The sequence below is a fragment of the Streptomyces vilmorinianum genome (assembly GCF_005517195.1).
In the GTDB taxonomy this organism is placed as follows: Bacteria; Actinomycetota; Actinomycetes; order Streptomycetales; family Streptomycetaceae; genus Streptomyces; species Streptomyces vilmorinianum.
Genome location: NZ_CP040244.1, coordinates 1,339,292 through 1,357,380, shown reverse-complemented (window position 1 = coordinate 1,357,380; position 18,089 = coordinate 1,339,292). Strand labels below are relative to the sequence as shown.

At 72.6% G+C, this 18,089-nt stretch carries 15 protein-coding genes; 11 read left to right on the top strand and 4 right to left on the bottom strand.

Features of this window, described 5'->3' with window-relative positions; all coding sequences use genetic code 11:
* Positions 1-45: 45 nt before the first annotated feature.
* Complete coding sequence (locus tag FDM97_RS06400; RefSeq protein ID WP_137989283.1) at positions 46-573, top strand: MarR family winged helix-turn-helix transcriptional regulator; 528 nt, start codon at positions 46-48, stop codon at positions 571-573.
* A gap of 87 nt (positions 574-660) precedes the next feature.
* Here FDM97_RS06400 and FDM97_RS06395 read toward each other — a convergent pair whose 3' ends face one another.
* Genes FDM97_RS06395 through FDM97_RS06385 form a run of 3 tightly spaced genes read right to left on the bottom strand, consistent with a single transcriptional unit; the run spans position 661 to position 3,183 of the window.
* The gene (locus FDM97_RS06395; protein ID WP_137989282.1) at positions 661-888 is read right to left on the bottom strand and encodes a hypothetical protein; all 228 of its coding nucleotides are present in this window, start codon (positions 886-888) and stop codon (positions 661-663) included.
* A 20-nt stretch (positions 889-908) separates the two neighbouring features.
* Entirely contained in the window at positions 909-2,996 is a 2,088-nt protein-coding gene (gene malQ, locus FDM97_RS06390) for a 4-alpha-glucanotransferase (protein ID WP_175439044.1), read from the bottom strand.
* Position 2,997: 1 nt separating this feature from the next.
* Entirely contained in the window at positions 2,998-3,183 is a 186-nt protein-coding gene (locus FDM97_RS06385) for a hypothetical protein (protein ID WP_137989281.1), read from the bottom strand.
* A gap of 201 nt (positions 3,184-3,384) precedes the next feature.
* Between FDM97_RS06385 and FDM97_RS06380 the strand changes: the two genes are divergently transcribed.
* Entirely contained in the window at positions 3,385-6,387 is a 3,003-nt protein-coding gene (locus FDM97_RS06380) for a beta-N-acetylglucosaminidase domain-containing protein (RefSeq protein ID WP_137989280.1), read from the top strand.
* Between the two features lie 47 nt (positions 6,388-6,434).
* On the opposite strand, the gene FDM97_RS06375 is transcribed toward FDM97_RS06380, so the two are convergent.
* Complete coding sequence (locus tag FDM97_RS06375) at positions 6,435-6,998, bottom strand: HNH endonuclease (RefSeq protein ID WP_137989279.1); 564 nt, start codon at positions 6,996-6,998, stop codon at positions 6,435-6,437.
* 246 nt (positions 6,999-7,244) lie between these two features.
* On the opposite strand from FDM97_RS06375, the gene FDM97_RS06370 reads away from it, so the two are divergent.
* From FDM97_RS06370 to FDM97_RS06330, 9 genes are all read left to right on the top strand, one after another.
* The gene (locus FDM97_RS06370) at positions 7,245-8,312 is read left to right on the top strand and encodes a mechanosensitive ion channel family protein (RefSeq protein WP_175439043.1); all 1,068 of its coding nucleotides are present in this window, start codon (positions 7,245-7,247) and stop codon (positions 8,310-8,312) included.
* A gap of 218 nt (positions 8,313-8,530) precedes the next feature.
* Entirely contained in the window at positions 8,531-9,745 is a 1,215-nt protein-coding gene (locus FDM97_RS06365) for an ROK family transcriptional regulator (protein ID WP_137989278.1), read from the top strand.
* Positions 9,746-9,816: 71 nt separating this feature from the next.
* A complete protein-coding gene (locus FDM97_RS06360) occupies positions 9,817-11,154 on the top strand; it encodes an ABC transporter substrate-binding protein (protein ID WP_137989277.1) in 1,338 nt (445 codons plus the stop codon).
* A 19-nt stretch (positions 11,155-11,173) separates the two neighbouring features.
* Positions 11,174-12,133 carry a carbohydrate ABC transporter permease gene (locus FDM97_RS06355; RefSeq protein ID WP_137989276.1) on the top strand — a complete coding sequence of 320 codons (960 nt, stop codon included), beginning with the start codon at positions 11,174-11,176 and terminating at the stop codon, positions 12,131-12,133.
* A 3-nt stretch (positions 12,134-12,136) separates the two neighbouring features.
* Positions 12,137-13,024, top strand: coding sequence for a carbohydrate ABC transporter permease (locus FDM97_RS06350; RefSeq protein ID WP_137989275.1), 888 nt, complete (start codon positions 12,137-12,139; stop codon positions 13,022-13,024).
* 7 nt (positions 13,025-13,031) lie between these two features.
* Complete coding sequence (locus FDM97_RS06345) at positions 13,032-14,339, top strand: 6-phospho-beta-glucosidase (RefSeq protein WP_137989274.1); 1,308 nt, start codon at positions 13,032-13,034, stop codon at positions 14,337-14,339.
* Complete coding sequence (locus FDM97_RS06340) at positions 14,330-15,301, top strand: N-acetylglucosamine kinase (protein WP_137989273.1); 972 nt, start codon at positions 14,330-14,332, stop codon at positions 15,299-15,301. The genes FDM97_RS06345 and FDM97_RS06340 overlap by 10 nt, the downstream gene beginning before the upstream one ends.
* 242 nt (positions 15,302-15,543) lie before the next feature.
* Positions 15,544-16,980 (top strand): hypothetical protein, encoded by a 1,437-nt coding sequence (locus tag FDM97_RS06335; protein ID WP_175439042.1) that lies wholly within the window; start codon positions 15,544-15,546, stop codon positions 16,978-16,980.
* Between the two features lie 11 nt (positions 16,981-16,991).
* Positions 16,992-18,077: a glutamate ABC transporter substrate-binding protein gene (locus FDM97_RS06330; protein WP_432816197.1), complete on the top strand. Its 1,086-nt coding sequence runs from the start codon at positions 16,992-16,994 to the stop codon at positions 18,075-18,077.
* Positions 18,078-18,089: the final 12 nt, after the last annotated feature.

Genomic DNA, 18,089 nt, shown 5'->3' with positions numbered 1-18,089 from the left:
AGTGACTTACTTGCCGTCGAGTCGATCGATCAGGAGACTGCCGCCATGGACAGCACCGAAGCCGACAGCACCGATGCCCCCGCTCACGACGCCGTCGACGCCATCACCGACCAGTGGGCGGCCGTCCGCCCCGACCTGGACACCCTCCCGATGGCCGTCTTCGGCCGGATCTACCGGCTGGCCGCCGCGATGCGCGGCCGCGTCGACAAGGCGTACTCGCCCTACGGGATGGCGCTCGGGGAGTTCGACGTGCTGGCGACCCTGCGCCGCTCGGGTGAGCCGTACACGCTCTCGCCGCGCGAGCTCACCGCGACGCTGATGATCACCACCGGCGGGATGACGGGCCGGCTCGACAAGCTGGAGAAGGCCGGGCTGCTCAGCCGCAGCCCCGACCCGAACGACCGGCGCGGGCTGCGGGTGACGCTGAGCGAGCGCGGGCGCGAGCTGGTCGACCAGGCGGTGGGCGCCGGTCTCGCCCAGCAGCGGGCGGCCCTGGAAGCGGCGCTCACGCCCGAGGAGTCGGAGCAGCTGGCCGGCCTGCTGCGCAAGCTGCTCGCGACCACGGCCGTCTGACCTCGTCCGGACGCACACGAGGGCGCCGCGGCGGTACTCACGTACCGCCGCGGCGCCCTCGGAAGCGACTGAGGTCCCGGGCCTGGCCTAGGCCTTCTTGGACTTGTCCAGGACCATGACCAGACCGGCGATCACCAGGAACAGCACGATCGGCAGGGCCACGTACAGGCCGAGCGTCTCGACGACACTCAGCTTGGGAGCCGGGTCGTCACCGTCGTCGCGGGTCAGCGCGAGCGCGGGGGACGACATGAGCAGCATCATCAGCGTCGTACCGGCCGCGACAGCACCGGCGCGCAGGGCGTTCTTCTTGTCCACGGTGCAAACGTAGCGAACACCTAAACGGGCCGCGCGTCCGGGGGTGCCGTACGGGACACCCCCTGGGGCCGGAACACGTCGAGGAGCCGGTGCAGCCGGGGCGAGGCGGCCAGTTCCTCCAGGGTGAGCGGCTGGCCCTCCGGGCCCGCCACCGGCAGCCGCCAGTTGGGGTACTGGTCCCAGGTGCCGGGCAGGTTCTGCGGCCGCCGGTCCCCCACCGTGTCGGGCAGCCACACCCCGACCATCGTCGCCGGCGTGCGCAGCAGGAACCGGTGGACGGCCCTGACCTCGGCCTCCTCGTCGCCCGGGCCCTCCGGAAGCAGCCCGAGCCGCTCCAGGTACGCCAGCCACTCGCCGACCTCGGCCGTGTCCCGGGCGCGCTCGCCCGCCAGGTCGCCGGTGAGCAGCCCGAGGCGGTGACGCAGGGCCACATGGTCGCCGGAGAGCCGGGCCGCGGTGGAGGGCAGGTCGTGCGTGGTGGCGGTGGCCACACAGTCGGTGCGCCACTCCTCGGGGGCCAGCGGGCGGCCCGTGCCGGACCAGTCCCGCTCGAACCAGAGCACGGAGGTGCCGAGCACCCCGCGCCGCGCGAGCTGTTCGCGTACGCCCGGCTCGACGGTGCCGAGGTCCTCGCCGATGACGACGGCGCCGGCCCGGTGCGCCTCCAGGGCGAGGACCGCGAGCATCGCCTCGGAGTCGTAGCGGACGTAGGTCCCCTCGGTGGGTTCGCGTCCCTCGGGGACCCACCAGAGCCGGAACAGGCCCATCACATGGTCGATGCGCAGCGCGCCGGCGTGGCGCAGCAGCTCCCTGAGGAGGCCCCGGTAGGGGGCGTAGCCGGAGGCGGCGAGCACGTCGGGGCGCCAGGGCGGCAGACCCCAGTCCTGGCCGCGGGCGTTGAAGGCGTCGGGCGGGGCGCCGACCGACATGCCGGCGGCGAAGGCGTCCTGCTGGGCCCAGGCGTCGGAGCCCTCGGGGTGGACCCCCACGGCGAGGTCGTGGACGATCCCGACGGCCATCCCCGCCGCCCGTGCGGCCTCGGCCGCGGCGGCGAGCTGGCGGTCCGTCAGCCAGGCGAGCCGGCAGTGGAAGTCGACCCGGGCGGACAGCTCGTCGTCGGCGCGGACGGCCGCGGCGGCGGAGCGGGGGTCGCGCAGCGCCTCGGGCCAGGAGCGCCAGTGGTGCCCGTGGCGCTCGGCGAGTGCGCAGTACGTCGCGTGGTCCTCCAGGGCGCTGCCGCGTTCGGCCAGGAAGTCGCGGTACTCGGCGCGCCTGCCGGGGCCCGGCTCGACGGTCCGTACGAGCTCCAGGGCGCGCCGCTTGACCTCCCACACGGCGTCCCGGTCGATCAACGCCCCCTTGCGCAGGACGCGTTCGCGCAGCTCGGCGGCGTCGGCGAGGACGGCCTCCAGCTCGTCGCGGTACTCGGGGCCCACCAGCCCGTACTCGGGGATGTCCTCGATCCGAAGATGGACGGGGTCGGGGAAGCGGCGCGAGGAGGGACGGTACGGGGAGGGGTCGGTGGGCGCTCCGGGCACGGCCGCGTGCAGCGGGTTGACCTGCACGAAGCCGGCGCCGTGCGTCCTGCCCGCCCACGCGGCGAGTTCGCGCAGGTCGCCGAGGTCGCCCATGCCCCAGGAGCGGGTGGACAGCACGGAGTACAGCTGGGCGAGCAGCCCGAACACGCGCCGCCCGGGCCGGGGCACGCGCGCGGGGGCGACGATCAGCGTGCTCACCGCGCCGCGCCCGTCGGGGGCGGTGGCCTCGACCTGGTGGACGCCGAGCGGGAGCAGGCCCCAGTCCGGCCCTTCGAGGACCTCGCCGGACTCGGCGACGACCCGGAGCCGGGTGCCGTGCGGGAGGTCCTCGGGCGGGCCCGCCGGGCCGTCCTGCCACCGCACCAGGGTGGGCGGAAGGAGCCGCTCCCGTTCGGCCCGCTGCGCCGCTTCGAGGGCGGCGGCGACCGCCTCCGGCGCCGTGGCGTCCACGCCGAGGGCGCCGAGCACGGTGACGACCGTGGCGTCGGGCACCTGGACGGTGACCCCCGCGGACGGCTGGTAGTCGATGGCGACGCCGTGGAGGGCGGCGAGGCGGGCCAAGGGGGTCACGTCACACTCCGGGGGACTCCGTGCCGCCCGCGGTGCCGGGGGCGGTGGGTTCGCTGGTGAGAGGGGCCGCCTGGGTCATGGGCGGCTCGCTGGTGAGAGGGGCGGCGTCGGCAAGGGGCGGTTCGCTCGTGAGCGGGCCCTGTTTCGGTACGCGTATCTGCACGGAAAGGGGGGTGGTCGCGGCCACGGGGGTCTCCCGGTTCGTCTCGACAGGTGGAACAACGACTCAGCCCTACCCACACCACCCCGTTTTACCGGCCGAAGTTGGCCAAAGGACGCCACCTCGCCGAAAGCGGACCGGGCAAAGCAGACACTTCGGCCACCTGCATTGACACCCTCGTCAGCCGGGTGGTGGGCTCGTGATCCACTCGTGACAAAGGAGTCCCACGTGCACCTCGGGCGCAGGAAGCGGACCGCGACGGCCGTGGCCGCCGCGGTGATCGGTGGTCTCCTCGGCGGCGGCGTGCCCGGCCTCGCCCAGGCGGCGCCGCTCTCCCCCGTCACCGCCCCCGACGAGCAGGGGGCGGTCCCCTCGGTCTGGCCGCGCCCGCAGTCGGCGAAGGCGGCGGGTCCCGCGGTGCCGCTCGGCGAGGAGGTGACGCTGCTCACGGACGCCGACGCCGATCCGTACGCCGTCGCCGCGCTGCGCGAGGTCCTGCGGGCGGCGGGGGTGCGGACCGTCCACACCTCCCTGCCCGGCGGCGGGACCGTGATCCGCGCGGGCTACACCGCCTCCGGCGAGGCCCTGCGGGCGCTGCGCGTGCCCGAGCGGGCCGACCTGCCGCGCGGCGGCTACCGGCTGGCGACCGGCCGCGTCCAGGGCCGGGACACGGTCGCCCTGGACGGTGTCGGCGAGGACGGCCTGTTCCACGGCGTCCAGACGCTTCGTCAGCTGATCGACGCCGAGCGGCGGATCCCCGGTGTCGTCGTCCGCGACTGGCCCGGCACCGCCGTGCGCGGCCTGACCGAAGGGTTCTACGGCCGCCCCTGGAGCCAGGAACAGCGCCTCGCCCAGCTCGACTTCATGGGCCGCACCAAGCAGAACCGGTACCTCTACGCGCCCGGTGACGACCCGTACCGCCAGACCCAGTGGCGCGAGCCCTACCCGGCCGAGCAGCGCGCCGCCTTCCGCGCGCTCGCCGAGCGGGCGCGCGCCAACCATGTGACCCTCGCCTGGGCCGTGGCTCCCGCCCAGTCCATGTGCCTGGCCTCGGACGAGGACGTGAAGGCGCTCACCCGCAAGATCGACGCGATGTGGGCGCTGGGGGTGCGCTCCTTCCAGCTGCAGTTCCAGGACGTCAGCTACAGCGAGTGGCACTGCTCGAAGGACGCGGACACCTTCGGGCGCGGGCCCGAGGCGGCGGCCGCCGCCCACGCGCGCGTGGCGAGCGCGGTGGCCCGGCATCTCGGCGACCGGTACCCGGGCGCGGAGCCGCTGACCCTGATGCCGACGGAGTTCTACCAGGACGGCGCGACCGAGTACCGCACGGCGCTCGCCGCCGAGCTCGACGACCGGGTGCAGGTCGCCTGGACGGGTGTCGGGGCCGTCCCGCGCACGATCACCGGGCGGGAACTGGCCGGCGCGCGGGACGCGCTGCGCCACCCGCTGGTCACCATGGACAACTACCCGGTCAACGACTACGCCCGGGACCGGCTCTTCCTCGGGCCGGCCACGGGCCGCGAGCCGGCCGTGGCGGCCGGCTCCGCCGCGTTCCTCGCCAACGCGATGGAGCAGGCGGCGGTCTCCCGCATCCCGCTGTTCACCGCCGCGGACTACGCCTGGAACCCGAAGGGTTACCGGCCGCGGGAGTCCTGGCACGCCGCCGTCGACGAGCTGGCCGGGCCGAACCCGGCGGCGCGCGAGGCGCTGCGCGCCCTGGCCGGCAACGACGCCTCGTCGATCCTGGACCCGGCGGGCGAGTCGGCGTATCTCAAGCCGCTGATGGCCGCGTTCTGGAGCAGCCGTACGACCCAGGACCCGGCCGCGCGGGAGAAGGCGGCGCGCGAGCTGCGGGCCGCGTTCACCGTGATGCGGGAGGCGCCCCAGCGGCTGACGGCGACGGCGGACGGCACCCTGGACGACGAGGTACGGCCCTGGCTGGAGCAGCTGTCGCGCTACGGCCTCGCGGGCGAGACGGCGGTCGACATGCTGCTCGCCCAGGCCCGCGGCGACGGCGCGGGGGCCTGGCAGTCCCAACTGCGGCTCGAGCCGCTGCGCGAGGCGCTGAAGGCGAGCGAGGCGACCGTCGGCAAGGGCGTCCTCGATCCCTTCCTCACGCGCGCGGTGGCCGAGTCGGCGGCCTGGACCGGCGCGGACCGCGAGCAGCGGGCGGGACGGCGGGCGGACCGGGAGCAGGACGCGTACACCGTACGGCTGGACCGTTCGCGGCCGGTCGAGACGGTGACGGTGATGACGGAGCCGGGCTCGGGCGAGTCGGCGCGGGTGGAGGCGTACGTCCCGGGCGAGGGCTGGCGGCCGCTGGGCCCGGTGTCCCCGTCGGGCTGGACGCAGGCGGATGTGAAGGGGCTGCGTGCGGACGCGGTCCGGGTCGTGTGGCAGGGCGGCCGGGGCGCCGCGCCCGCGGTGCGCTCCCTGGTGCCCTGGTTCGCCGACGAGCCGCGCGCCGAGCTGGAGCTGGCCCGTGGCGAGACGGACGCCGAGATCGGCGGCCGCGCGCAGCGGGTGGACGTGCACCTGGTGGGCCGGCGCGCCGAGGAGGTGCGCGGGGCGCTGACGGCGCGGGCGCCGAAGGGGATCGAGGTGCGGCTCCCGAAGGAGGCCCGGGTGCCGCGCGGTACGCGTACGACCGTCCCGCTGGAGGTGTCGGTCGCTCCGGACGTGCCGGCGGGCTCGTACCAGGTGCCGGTGTCGTTCGCGGGCGAGGAGCGGGTCCTGACGGTCCGCGCCTTCCCGCGCACGGCGGGCCCCGACCTGGCGCGCGCCGCGACGGCCTCGTCCTCCGGCGACGAGACACCGGACTTCCCCGCGGTCTCGGCCGTGGACGGCGATCCCGCCACCCGCTGGTCCTCCCCGGCCGAGGACGGCGCCTGGTGGCAGCTGGAACTCCCCGAGCCGGCCCGGATAGGCCAGGTGGTCCTCCACTGGCAGGACGCGTACGCCTCCCGCTACCGCATCCAGGTCTCCGCCGACGGCCGTACGTGGCGTACGGCCGCGACCGTCGCCGACGGCCGTGGCGGCCGCGAGACGGTCCGCATGGACGCGGCGGACACCCGCTTCCTGCGGGTCCAGGGCGACGCGCGGGCGACACGGTTCGGCTACTCGCTCTGGTCGGTGGAGACGTACGCCGTCGCCCCGCCGCAGCAGCCCGAACCACCGGCGCAGCCGCCACAGCCCGAGCAGCCGACCCCGCCCGAGCAGCCCCAGGACTGAGGGGGCGCCCGGTCAGGCGGCGCCCCCGTACGACGAAGGCCCGGCTCTCACGCCGTCTTCACAGCCCCCGTGGGGTGTGTGGAGACGGCGTCGATCCGGGCCATCACGTCGTCCGCGCCGTACGGCTGCAAGTACGGAAGCCAGCGCGGGTCCCGGTGTCCGGTCCCGATGATGCGCCAGGCCAGGCCGGTCGGCGGCGCGGGCTGGTGCCGTAGCCGCCAGCCCAGCTCGCGCAGGTGACGGTCGGCCTTCACATGATTGCAGCGGCGGCAGGCCGCCACGACGTTCTCCCAGGCGTGCGTACCCCCGCGGCTGCGCGGAATCACGTGGTCGACGCTGGTTGCGACGCCACCGCAGTACATGCATCGTCCGCCGTCGCGGGCGAACAGGGCTCTGCGGGTCAGAGGAACGGGCCCCCGGTAGGGGACCCGCACGAACCGCTTCAGCCGGACCACACTCGGTGCGGGGATGACGCGGGTCTCGCTGTGCAGGAAGGCGCCGGACTCCTCGAGGCAGAGTGCCTTGTTCTCGAGGACGAGGACGAGCGCGCGGCGGAGCGGTACGACGCCGAGGGGCTCGTACGACGCGTTGAGGACCAGGACATGCGGCACGGATGCCTCCTATACGCCGGCGGCGCGTGGCTCGCGCCGGGACGAACTGCTCTCAGTCTCTCCTCATGCCTGGTCGGAGCGCCACCACGTACCGGTAACGGGCTTGAAGTGTTCTCGACCACACGGCATCGACTCCTGGTTCATCCCCGGGTGAGGTCCGTCTCTCCCTCGAACAGGGCAACGGGAGCACATCCGATGCCCCGATAGTGTGGATGTTCTGCGAACGTCACGCCTGGAGGTTTGTACGTGTCCTGGTCCGCCCTGCTGACCGCCGAAGATCCGCAAGCCGTCCCCGTCACCCTGGACGAGGCCGCGGAGAAGGCGACGAACGCCGCAGGCTGGGTGGAGGAGAACTGGTCCACCTGGCTGAACACCGGCCTGCGCATCCTCCTCATCCTGATCGTCGCCCTGCTCCTGCGGATGGCGATCCGCCGTGCCCTGACGAAGCTGATAGCGCGGATGAACCGCTCGGCCCAGGCGGTGGAGGGCACGGCGCTCGGCGGCCTGCTGGTCAATGCCGAGCGGCGGCGGCAGCGATCCGAGGCGATCGGGTCGGTGCTGCGCTCGGTCGCGTCCTTCCTGATCCTGGGCACGGCCGGGCTGATGATCCTGGGCGCCTTCAAGATCGACCTGGCGCCGCTGCTCGCCTCCGCGGGTGTCGCCGGTGTCGCGATCGGCTTCGGCGCCCGGAACCTGGTCACGGACTTCCTGTCCGGTGTCTTCATGATCCTGGAGGACCAGTACGGCGTCGGCGACTCGATCGACGCGGGCGTGGCCTCCGGCGAGGTCATAGAGGTCGGTCTGCGGGTGACGAAGCTACGCGGAGTCGACGGCGAGATCTGGTACGTACGTAACGGCGAGATCAAGCGGATCGGCAACCTCTCCCAGGGCTGGGCGACGGCGGGCGTGGACGTCACGGTCCGGCCGACGGAGGACCTGGACCAGGTGCGGTCGGTGATCGAGGAGGCTGGGGCCGCCATGGCGAAGGAAGAGCCCTGGAACGAGCGGCTGTGGGGCCCGGTGGAGATCCTCGGCCTCAACGAGGTGCTGCTCGACTCCATGACGATCCGTGTCTCGGCGAAGACGATGCCGGGCAAGGCCCTGGGCGTCGAGCGCGAGCTGCGCTGGCGGATCAAGCGCGCGCTGGACGCGGCCGGGATCCTTATCGTCGGCGGTGTCCCGGCCCAGGCGGAGGAGTCCGCTCCTGACCCGACGGCGTCCATGGCGGCCCCCTCGGCCTTCGCCTCGCCGACCTCCCCGCAGGGCGCGGCGGCGGCCCCGATCCCCGCGGCCAAGACGGACCTCTCCAAGTAGCGCATCCCTACCGACGCCCCGACGCCCCGACGCCCCCGCAGGTAACGCTTTGGTCGCCTTCGGGGGCGTCGCGCGTCCGCGGGTATTGACGCCCCGGTGACGCCCGTCCTACGGTCCTCCCAACCGAATAGGAAACTTTCCTAACAGTGCAGTTGGGTGAGAAGGCCCCGGGGCCGCAGAATGACCCCGTCCAGAGCCGAAGGGCAGGTGCATCCGCAATGGCCGGTACGACCCCGGGAACCCCCGGCACCCCGCGCGTGCTGCGGGCCATGAACGACCGCGCCGCCCTCGATCTGCTCCTGGAGCACGGGACCCTGTCCCGTACCCGGATCGGCAAGCTCACCGGCCTCTCCAAGCCGACCGCCTCACAGCTGCTCGCCCGGCTCGAAGCCGCGGGGCTCGTCGTCGTCACCGGCACCACCGCGGGCCGGCCGGGACCCAGCGCGCAGCTGTACGCGGTCAACGCCCGGGCCGCCTTCGCCGCCGGACTCGATGTGACCCCGCACCGGATCCGCGCCGCCGTCGCCGACATCACGGGCGAGGTCGTCGGCGAGTTCGAGCTCCCCACCCCGGGCCGGGCCGCCGAGGGTGTCGTACGGCAGGTCACCACCGCCCTCGACGGCGCCGTCAAGGACGCCGGGATCACCCGGGCCGAGGTCCACCGGCTCGTCATCGGCACCCCCGGCGCCTTCGACCCGGCCACCGGGCGGCTGCGGTACGCCTCCCACCTGCCCGGCTGGCACTCCCCCACGCTCCTCGCGGAGCTGGCGGCCGTGCTCCCGATGCCCTTCGAGTACGAGAACGACGTCAACCTCGCCGCCCTCGCCGAGCAGCGCCTCGGCGCCGCCCGCGGCCACGAGGACTTCGTCCTGCTGTGGAACGAGGAGGGCCTCGGCGCCGCCCTCGTCCTCGGCGGACGGCTCCACCGCGGCTTCACCGGCGGCGCCGGCGAGGTCGGCTTCCTGCCCGTGCCGGGCACCCCGCTCGTACGACAGGTCACCAAGGCCAACTCCGGCGGCTTCCAGGAACTCGCCGGTGTCCAGTCCGTGCCCCGGATCGCCCGGGCGCTCGGCATCGAGACCCCCGAGCAGCCCTACGTCGCCACCGCGACCGGACTGCTCGCCCACGCCGCCGCCCACCACGGCGACGACCCCCGGTACGCGGCGCTCCTCGACCAGTACGCCGAGCGCCTCGCCACCGGTCTCGCCTCCCTCGTCGCCGTACTCGACCCCGAACTCCTCGTCCTGTCCGGCGCGGTGATCGTCGCCGGCGGGGAACCCCTGCGCGAGCGCGTCCAGTCCGAGCTGGCCGAACTCGCCGCCTCCCGGCCCCGGCTCGTCCTCGGGGAGGTGTCCGAGGACCCCGTGCTGCGCGGGGCGCTGGAGCGCGCCCTCACCGCCACCCGCGACGAGGTCTTCGACACGTCCCGGTAGAGCCTCTCGTACCGCTTCACCCGGCAGTTCCCCTTCCCCCGTAACCCCCTCCGCCACAGGGAGACTTCGTCATGCCCGCACGCCCGCGCAGAGCCGCCGTCGCGCTCGCCGCCACCGCCTCGATAGCGCTCCTCGCCTCCGCCTGTACCGGCTCCGCCCAGAACACCGCGAGCGACGACCCCGACGCCAGGACCGAGATCACCTTCTGGCACGGCTGGTCGGCGCCCACCGAGGTCAAGGCGATCAAGGAGAACGTCGCCCGCTTCGAGAAGGCGCACCCGAACATCAAGGTGAAGGTCGTCGGCAACATCAACGACGACAAGCTCAACCAGGCGCTGCGCGCGGGCGGTTCGAACGGGCCCGACGTGGCCGCCTCCTTCACCACGGCCAACGTCGGCAAGTTCTGCGCCTCCGGCGCGCTCGCGGACCTGAAGCCGTTCCTGGAGAAGGACAAGGTGGACCTGGACAAGACCTTCTCCAAGGTCCTCCAGGACTACACCCAGTTCGAGGGCAAGCGCTGCTCGCTGCCGCTGCTCTCCGACGCGTACGGGCTCTACTACAACAAGGACGCCTTCAAGGCGGCCGGCATCACCGCCCCGCCGAAGACCTGGTCGGAGTTCGGAGAAGTGGCGAAGAAGCTGACCAAGGAGAAGGGCGACTCCTACGAGCAGCTCGGCTTCATGCCGAACTACCTCGGCTACGAGACGGTCCCGTCCCACTACATGTCGCAGTGGGACCACACGTACTTCGACGCGAACGGCAAGTCGAACCTCGCCAAGGACCCGGCCTTCGCCGAGATGCTGACGTACCAGAAGTCGCTGGTCGACGGCCTGGGCGGATTCGCCAGACTGGACAAGTACCGCACCACCTTCGGTGACGAGTGGGGCGCCAAGCACCCCTTCCACACCGGCCAGGTCGCCATGCAGCTCGACGGCGAGTGGCGGCTGAACTTCATCAAGGACGCCAAGGTCGGCTTCGAGGTTGGCGTCGCGCCGCTGCCGGTCGCGGACGACGAGGTGGCCGAGTACGGGAAGGGCTACCTCTCCGGCACGATCATCGGCATCGCCCCGCAGAGCAAGAAGCAGAACGCGGCCTGGGAACTGGTCAAGTACATGACCATGGACACCGAGGCCGTCGTGAACTTCGCCAACGGCATCGGCAACGTCCCCTCCACCCTGGAGGCCCTGAAGTCCCCGAACCTGACGTTCGACGACCGGTTCAAGACCTTCCTGGACATCGCCCAGCACCCCGAGTCCACCACCTCCGACGGCGCGGTGAACGGCTCCACGTACCAGGACACCTTCCAGGACTTCGCCCAGAAGTACGAGAAGGGCCAGGTGCAGGACCTGAAGAAGGGCCTTGAGGAGACCGCGGCCCAGATCGACCGCGACATCGCGCAGGCGAAGTAAGAGTCAGGACCGGTTCCTCATGTCCACCGACACCCTCGACGGGCGTCACACGCTGCGGTCGAAGCGCGTGCGCAGCGCGCTTCGCACCGTGGCGTTCATGTCGCCCTGGCTGATCGGATTCGGCGTCTTCTTCGCCTATCCGCTCGTCTCGACCCTGTACTTCTCGTTCATGAAGTACGACGGGCTCAATCCGCCGACCTGGCGGGGCCTGGACAACTGGACGTACGTCTTCTCGGACCTGCCGAAGTTCTGGCCTGCGATGCAGAACACACTGTGGCTGGCCGTCGTCATGGTCGCCTGCCGGGTGGTCTTCGGCCTGGGGGTCGGCATGCTGATCACCAAGATCAAGACGGGCGCCGGGGTCTTCCGCACGCTGTTCTACCTGCCGTACCTGGCCCCGCCGGTGGCCGCGACGCTGGCCTTCGTGTTCCTGCTCAACCCCGGTACCGGGCCGGTCAACTCGCTCCTGGAGGCGGTCGGCATCCCCGCCCCCTCCTGGTTCAACGACGCGGCCTGGGCCAAGCCCGCGCTGACCGTCCTCGCCGTGTGGGGCGTCGGGGACCTCATGGTCATCTTCATGGCCGCGCTGCTCGACGTACCGAAGGAGCAGTACGAGGCGGCGGAGCTGGACGGGGCCTCCGCCTGGCAGCGGTTCCGGTACGTGACGCTGCCGAACATCTCGCCGATCGTGCTCTTCGCGGTCGTCACCGGGATCATCGGCGCGATGCAGTACTACACCCAGCCGATCGTGGCCGCGAAGGTCGCCTCGGGGGTGATGGGCGGCTCCGGCCAGACCTTCGAGCCGGGCTATCCGGACGACTCCACGCTGACCCTGCCGCAGCTGGTCTACAACCTCGGCTTCGGCCGCTTCGACTACGGCGCCGCCTGCGTCGTGGCGCTCGTCCTGTTCGCCCTCTCCATGGCCTTCACCGCGCTCCTGATGCGCCGGCGCGGCGGCCTGATCGGCTCGGGTGACTGACCCATGACCACCACCGCGTCCACGCTCGACCGCACCGTGACGAGCCCCGCCGAGAAGCGCGCCCGCCGCACGGCGGCACTGCACTGGATCGCCGTGCACTCCCTCGGGATCGCCGCGGCCCTGTTCTTCGTGCTGCCGTTCATCTTCGTCTTCCTGACGTCCCTGATGAGCGACCAGCAGGCGCTGACCCGCGACCTCACGCCCGACACCTGGCACTGGGAGAACTACACCCGGGTCTTCGACACCCCCGGCTTCCTCACCTGGTGGCGGAACTCCCTGCTGTACGCGGGGGTGGGCACCGCGCTCGTGGTGGTGTCCTCGGTCCCGGTGGCGTACGCGCTCGCCAAGTTCCGCTTCCGCGGCCGGCATCTGTCGCTGCTGCTGGTCATCTCGATGATGATGCTGCCGCCGCAGGTCGTCATCATCCCGATGTACCTGTTCTGGGCGAAGCAGATGGATCTGTCCGGCACACTGTGGCCGCTGATCATCCCGATGGCCTTCGGCGACGCGTTCGCGATCTTCCTGCTGCGCCAGTTCCTGCTGACGATCCCGAACGAGTACATCGAGGCGGCGAGGATCGACGGGTGCGGCGAACTGCGCACCCTGATCAAGGTCGTGCTGCCCATGGCGAAGCCCGGCATCGCCGCCGTGGCACTGTTCCAGTTCTTCTACTGCTGGAACGACTACTTCGGGCCGCAGATCTACGCCTCCGAGAACCCGGGGGCGTGGACTCTGAGTTACGGGCTCGAGTCCTTCAAGGGCGCGCACCACACCGACTGGAACCTGACCATGGCCGCGACCGTGCTGGTCATGGCCCCTGTGATCCTCGTGTTCTTCTTCGCCCAGAAGGCGTTCGTCGAGGGAGTCACACTGACCGGAGTGAAGGGCTGATACGACGATGCTGCGTTCGATCGGGGGACAACCCCCGAACCCCCGGGCGTCAAAGATCGCTGTCGTGGGGGGCGGCTCCACCTACACCCCCGAACTGATCGACGGATTCGCGCGGTTGCGCGACACCCTGCCCATCACGGAACTCGTCCTCGTCGACCCGGCCGCCGACCGCCTTGAGCTGGTCGGCGGGCTCGCCCGGCGGATCTTCGCCAAGCAGGGGCACGAAGGGAAGATCGTCACCACCTCCGACATCGACGCGGGGGTGGAGGGCGCGGACGCCGTCCTGCTCCAGCTGCGGGTCGGCGGGCAGGCGGCGCGGCTGCGGGACGAGACCTGGCCGCTGGAGTGCGGCTGCGTCGGGCAGGAGACCACCGGCGCGGGCGGTCTCGCCAAGGCGCTGCGGACCGTCCCGGTGGTCCTGGACATCGCCGAGCGGGTCCGGCGGACCAACCCGGACGCGTGGATCATCGACTTCACCAACCCCGTCGGGATCGTCACGCGCGCGTTGCTCCAGGCCGGGCACAAGGCCGTCGGCCTGTGCAACGTGGCCATCGGCTTCCAGCGGAAGTTCGCCGCCTTCCTCGGCGTCGCCCCGGCCGAGGTCCACCTCGACCATGTCGGGCTCAACCACCTGACCTGGGAGACCGCGGTACGGCTCGGCGGGCCGGAGGGTGAGGACGTCCTGCCGCGGCTGCTCGCCGAGCACGGCGAGGCCATCGCCGACGACCTGCGGATGCCGCGCGAGATCGTCGACCGGCTCGGTGTCGTCCCCTCGTACTACCTGCGGTACTTCTACGCGCACGACGAGGTCGTACGGGAGCTCGGCACGAAGCCCTCGCGGGCCGCCGAGGTCGCCGCGATGGAGAAGGAACTCCTGGAGGTGTACGGGGATCCGGCGCTCGACGAGAAGCCGGCGCTGCTCGGCAGGCGCGGCGGCGCGTTCTACTCGGAGGCCGCCGTGGACCTGGCCGCCTCGCTGCTGGGCGGGGGAGGTTCGCCGTACCAGGTGGTGAACACGTACAACAACGGCACGCTGCCCTTCCTGGCGGACGACGCCGTCATCGAGGTGCAGGCGGCGGTGGGCGCCCAGGGCGCCTCGCCGCTGCCGGTCCCGTCGCTCGACCCGCTGTACGCGGGGCTGATCGCGAACGTGACCGCGTACGAGGACCTGGCCCTGGACGCGGCGCTGCGCGGCGGCCGGGAGCGGGTGTTCCGGGCGCTGCTCGCGCACCCGCTGGTCGGGCAGTACGCGTACGCCGAGGGGCTCACCGACCGGCTGATCGCGCACAACCGGGAGCACCTCGCGTGGGCGTGAACGACGTGCTCCTCGCCATCGACGCCGGCAACAGCAAGACCGACGTGGCGGTGGTCGGGACGGACGGCCGCGTGCTCGGCGCGGCGCGCGGGGGCGGCTTCCAACCGCCCCTGGTCGGGGTCGAGGCGGCCCTGGACGGGCTGGCGGAGACGGTGGGGCGAGCGGCCGCCGAGGCCGGCCTGCCGCCGGCGTTCACGCATGTCTCCGCCTGCCTCGCCAACGCCGATCTCCCGGTGGAGGAGGCGGGGTTGAGGACCGCCCTGGAGGCGCGGGGCTGGAGCCGGTCCGTACGGGTCCACAACGACACCTTCGCCATCCTGCGCGCCGGGGTGGACGAGCCGCGGGGCGTGGCCGTGGTCTGCGGGGCCGGGATCAACTGCGTCGGCATGCTGCCGGACGGACGGACCGCCCGCTTCCCCGCGCTGGGCAAGATCTCCGGCGACTGGGGCGGCGGCAGCGGACTCGCCGAGGAGGCGCTGTGGTTCGCGGCACGGGCCGAGGACGGGCGGGGCGAGCCGACCGAGCTGGCCCGCGCGCTGCCCGGGCACTTCGGGCTGCCGACGATGTACGCGCTGATCGAGGCGCTGCACCTGGGGCGCATCCCCTTCGAGCGGCGGCACGAGCTGACGCCCGTGCTGTTCCGTACGAGCGGGGAGGGCGACCCGGTCGCCCGCGCGCTGGTGCGCCGGCTGGCGGAGGAGGTCGTCGCGCTGTCGACGGTCGCGCTCGGGCGCCTCGGGCTGCTCGACGAGGAGGCGCCGGTGCTGCTGGGCGGCAGCGTCCTTGCCGCGCGCCACCCGGAGTTGGACGCCGGGATCGCGGAACTCCTCGCCGTCAAGGCGCCGAAGGCCGTGATCGGGGTCGTAACCTCGCCGCCCGTGCTGGGCGCGGCGCTGTTCGCGCTCGACGAGGTGGCGGCGGGGCCCGAGGCCGCGGCCCGGCTGCGGGCCCACTACTCCTGAGGTTCGCGTAGGCGCGGGAGGTGCGGGGTGTCCCCTGGGCGGGGGCGCCCCGTTTCGCGTCACCCGTTCGTGGTGGAACCGATTCCGGCCAGGCGGCGTAAATAAAGTAGGGGTTCGCCTGCGGGGGTGGCGAGGGCATGGGGCACGATAGGAACAAGATCGAGTCAATCCTGGTGTGCGGGTGGGGCCCCTGAGGTCATACTGCCCTCCGGGCAGCCGTCATCGACCGAGGGGGAGGTCTCGTGACATACCCGCCGAATGCGCCCGCCGCCTCGGCTCCGGGCACCGTGCCCACGCAGTCGGGACCCGGCGTGCCCGCGCAGCCGTCGCGGCCGCTCGCCGCGCCGACGCCGAGCGCGCCGACGCCCGCCGGGCGCGGGGCCTGGGACGAGGCCAGGGTGCGGCTGCGCCGCGCCGCCACGACGGAGCCCGGCCGGCTGCAGATCCTCGGCGCCGTACTGGCCCTGCTGGTCGTCGCGTTCGGGACCGTCACCGCCTTCGAGGTCGCCGACCGGGCCTCCTCCGCCGACGACGTGGTGAGCCGCAGTCAGCCGCTGAGCGCCGACGCCGCCGACATCTACCGCTCGCTCGCGGACGCCGACACCGCCGCGGCCGGCGCCTTCCTGGCCGGCGCGCAGGAGCCTGCGGACGTCCGGAAGCGGTACGCGGACGACATCACGACCGCCTCCCGTCTCCTGGTCAAGGCCGCGGCGAGCACCGAGGGGTCGGCCGAGTCGGCCCGCGAGATCGCCGCCCTCAACGAACAGCTCCCCCGCTACACCGGGCTGATCGAGCGGGCCCGGGCCGCCAACCGGCAGGGCCTGCCCCTCGGCGGCGCCTATCTGCGGTACGCGAACCAGCAGATGACAACTGAGCTGCTTCCCGCCGCAGAGCGGCTCTACGAGCTGGAGACGGCACGACTCCACCAGGACGACGAGGAGGCCCGCGCCTGGCCGTTCCTCTCCCTCGCGCTCGGGATCGTCGCCCTCGCCGTCCTTCTCTGGGCCCAGCGCCGCAACTACGCCCTGACGAACCGGGTGTTCAACCGCGGACTCCTCGCCGCCACCGCCGCCTGCGTGATCGCGCTGCTCTGGCTCACGGCGGCGCACACCGTCGCGCGCGCCGGACTGAACGAGGCGCGTGAGCACGGGCAGGCCTCGCTCCAGATCCTCAACACCGCCCGGATCAGCTCGCTCAAGGCCCGCGCCAACGAGAACCTGACGCTGGTCGCGCGGGGCGCCGTCCTCACCGACGACGGCAAGAACGACAAGTACGAGACGGACTACACGAGCAGCATGGAGACGCTGACGACCGCGCTCGCCCAGGCGCGGGAGCTCGCCGACGACGACGCGGGGCGCGATCCGGTGAGCGCCGCCGCGGACCGGACGGCCGAGTGGAAGCAGCGGCACAAGGGCGCCCGTGACCAGGACAACGCGGGCAACTTCGAAGGCGCGCTGGCCAGCGTGATCGGGCCGACGGAGTCCACCGGGCAGTCCTTCGACCAGGTCGACGCCGCCCTGAAGCGGGCCCTCGACCACGAGCAGTCCGAGTTCACCCGCGCCGCCGAGGACGGCAGGGGCGCCCTGGGCGCGCTCCCGCTGGGCGCGGCCGGGCTCGGTGTCCTCGGCGCCGCGGGCGCCGTCCTCGGAATCAACCGCAGACTGTCGGAGTACCGGTGAGAGGGGGCGGGATGCACAACGGCGTCGACGGCGCGAGGATGCGCGGCCCGGCCGGGCTCCGCGGACGCCTCCGGGGCAGACGGCCCCTGGGGCGGCTGCGCGGCTGGGGCGGGGTGGCCGCGATGGCCGTGGCCTGCGGTCTGACCGCCTCACTGACCCTGCTGCCGCTCGCCCACGGCGGCGCCGACGCGGGGGCGACCGCGGTGAGCGGCCCCGGCGTGGGCAAGGGTGTGCCCATCAAGGCGGACACCTGCGAGAACCCCGAGGCCTCGCTCACGCCCTCCGCCGCCGACGGCCCCTCGATCGACGCGATCAAGGCACGCGGCAAGCTCGTCGTGGGCGTCGACCAGTCCAGCTACCGCTGGGGCTACCGGAAGACGGTGATGCGCGCCGACGGCAAGGAGGTCGCGTCGCTGGAGGGCTTCGACATCGACCTGGCCAAGGCGATCGCGAAGAACATCCTCGGCAGCGAGGACAGCGTCATCTTCCGGGCGATACCGACCAACCAGCGCATCGCCGCCCTGGAGAACGGCACGGTCGACCTGGTCGTCCGCACGATGACGATCAACTGCAGCCGGATCCAGCAGGTCGCCTTCTCCACCGCCTACTTCCAGGCCGGCCAGCAGGTCCTCGCCCCCAAGAACTCCAAGATCTCCGGGTACGACTCGTCGCTGAGCGGAAAGCGGGTCTGCACGGCCGAGGGCTCCACCGCCTACGAGGCCCTGGAGAAGAACTCCTTCGGGGCGGTGTTCAAGGACGAGGGCGACGGCACCAAGGCCGACAAGGACCTGCTCACCGTCCCGAACCAACTGGACTGCCTCGTCCGCCTGCAGATGGGCGAGGTCGACGCGGTCGTGACGGACAACGCGCTGGCGGCCGGCCAGGCCGCCCAGGACCCGGCGGTCGAGCTCAAGGGCGAGCCGTTCACCACCGAGTACTACGGCGTGGCTGCCAAGCTGGGCAACGACGACCTGGTGCGCCGGGTCAACCACGTCCTCGTCCAGTACCGCCAGGGCCCGTGGCAGACGGCGTACGACACGTGGCTGAAGGCGGACCTGCCCGGGATATCCGGGCCGCCCGCACCCAAGTACAAGTAGAGCGAGAGGTGA

Bases quoted from the DNA above. Each gene is read 5' to 3' on its own strand.
- FDM97_RS06400 (WP_137989283.1), top strand. From the start codon at position 46: ATGGACAGCACCGAAGCCGACAGCACCGATGCCCCCGCTCACGACGCC.
- FDM97_RS06365 (WP_137989278.1), top strand. From the start codon at position 8,531: ATGGCCGGTACGACCCCGGGAACCCCCGGCACCCCGCGCGTGCTGCGG.
- FDM97_RS06360 (WP_137989277.1), top strand. From the start codon at position 9,817: ATGCCCGCACGCCCGCGCAGAGCCGCCGTCGCGCTCGCCGCCACCGCC.
- FDM97_RS06355 (WP_137989276.1), top strand. From the start codon at position 11,174: ATGTCCACCGACACCCTCGACGGGCGTCACACGCTGCGGTCGAAGCGC.
- FDM97_RS06350 (WP_137989275.1), top strand. From the start codon at position 12,137: ATGACCACCACCGCGTCCACGCTCGACCGCACCGTGACGAGCCCCGCC.
- FDM97_RS06345 (WP_137989274.1), top strand. From the start codon at position 13,032: ATGCTGCGTTCGATCGGGGGACAACCCCCGAACCCCCGGGCGTCAAAG.
- FDM97_RS06330 (WP_432816197.1), top strand. From the start codon at position 16,992: ATGCACAACGGCGTCGACGGCGCGAGGATGCGCGGCCCGGCCGGGCTC.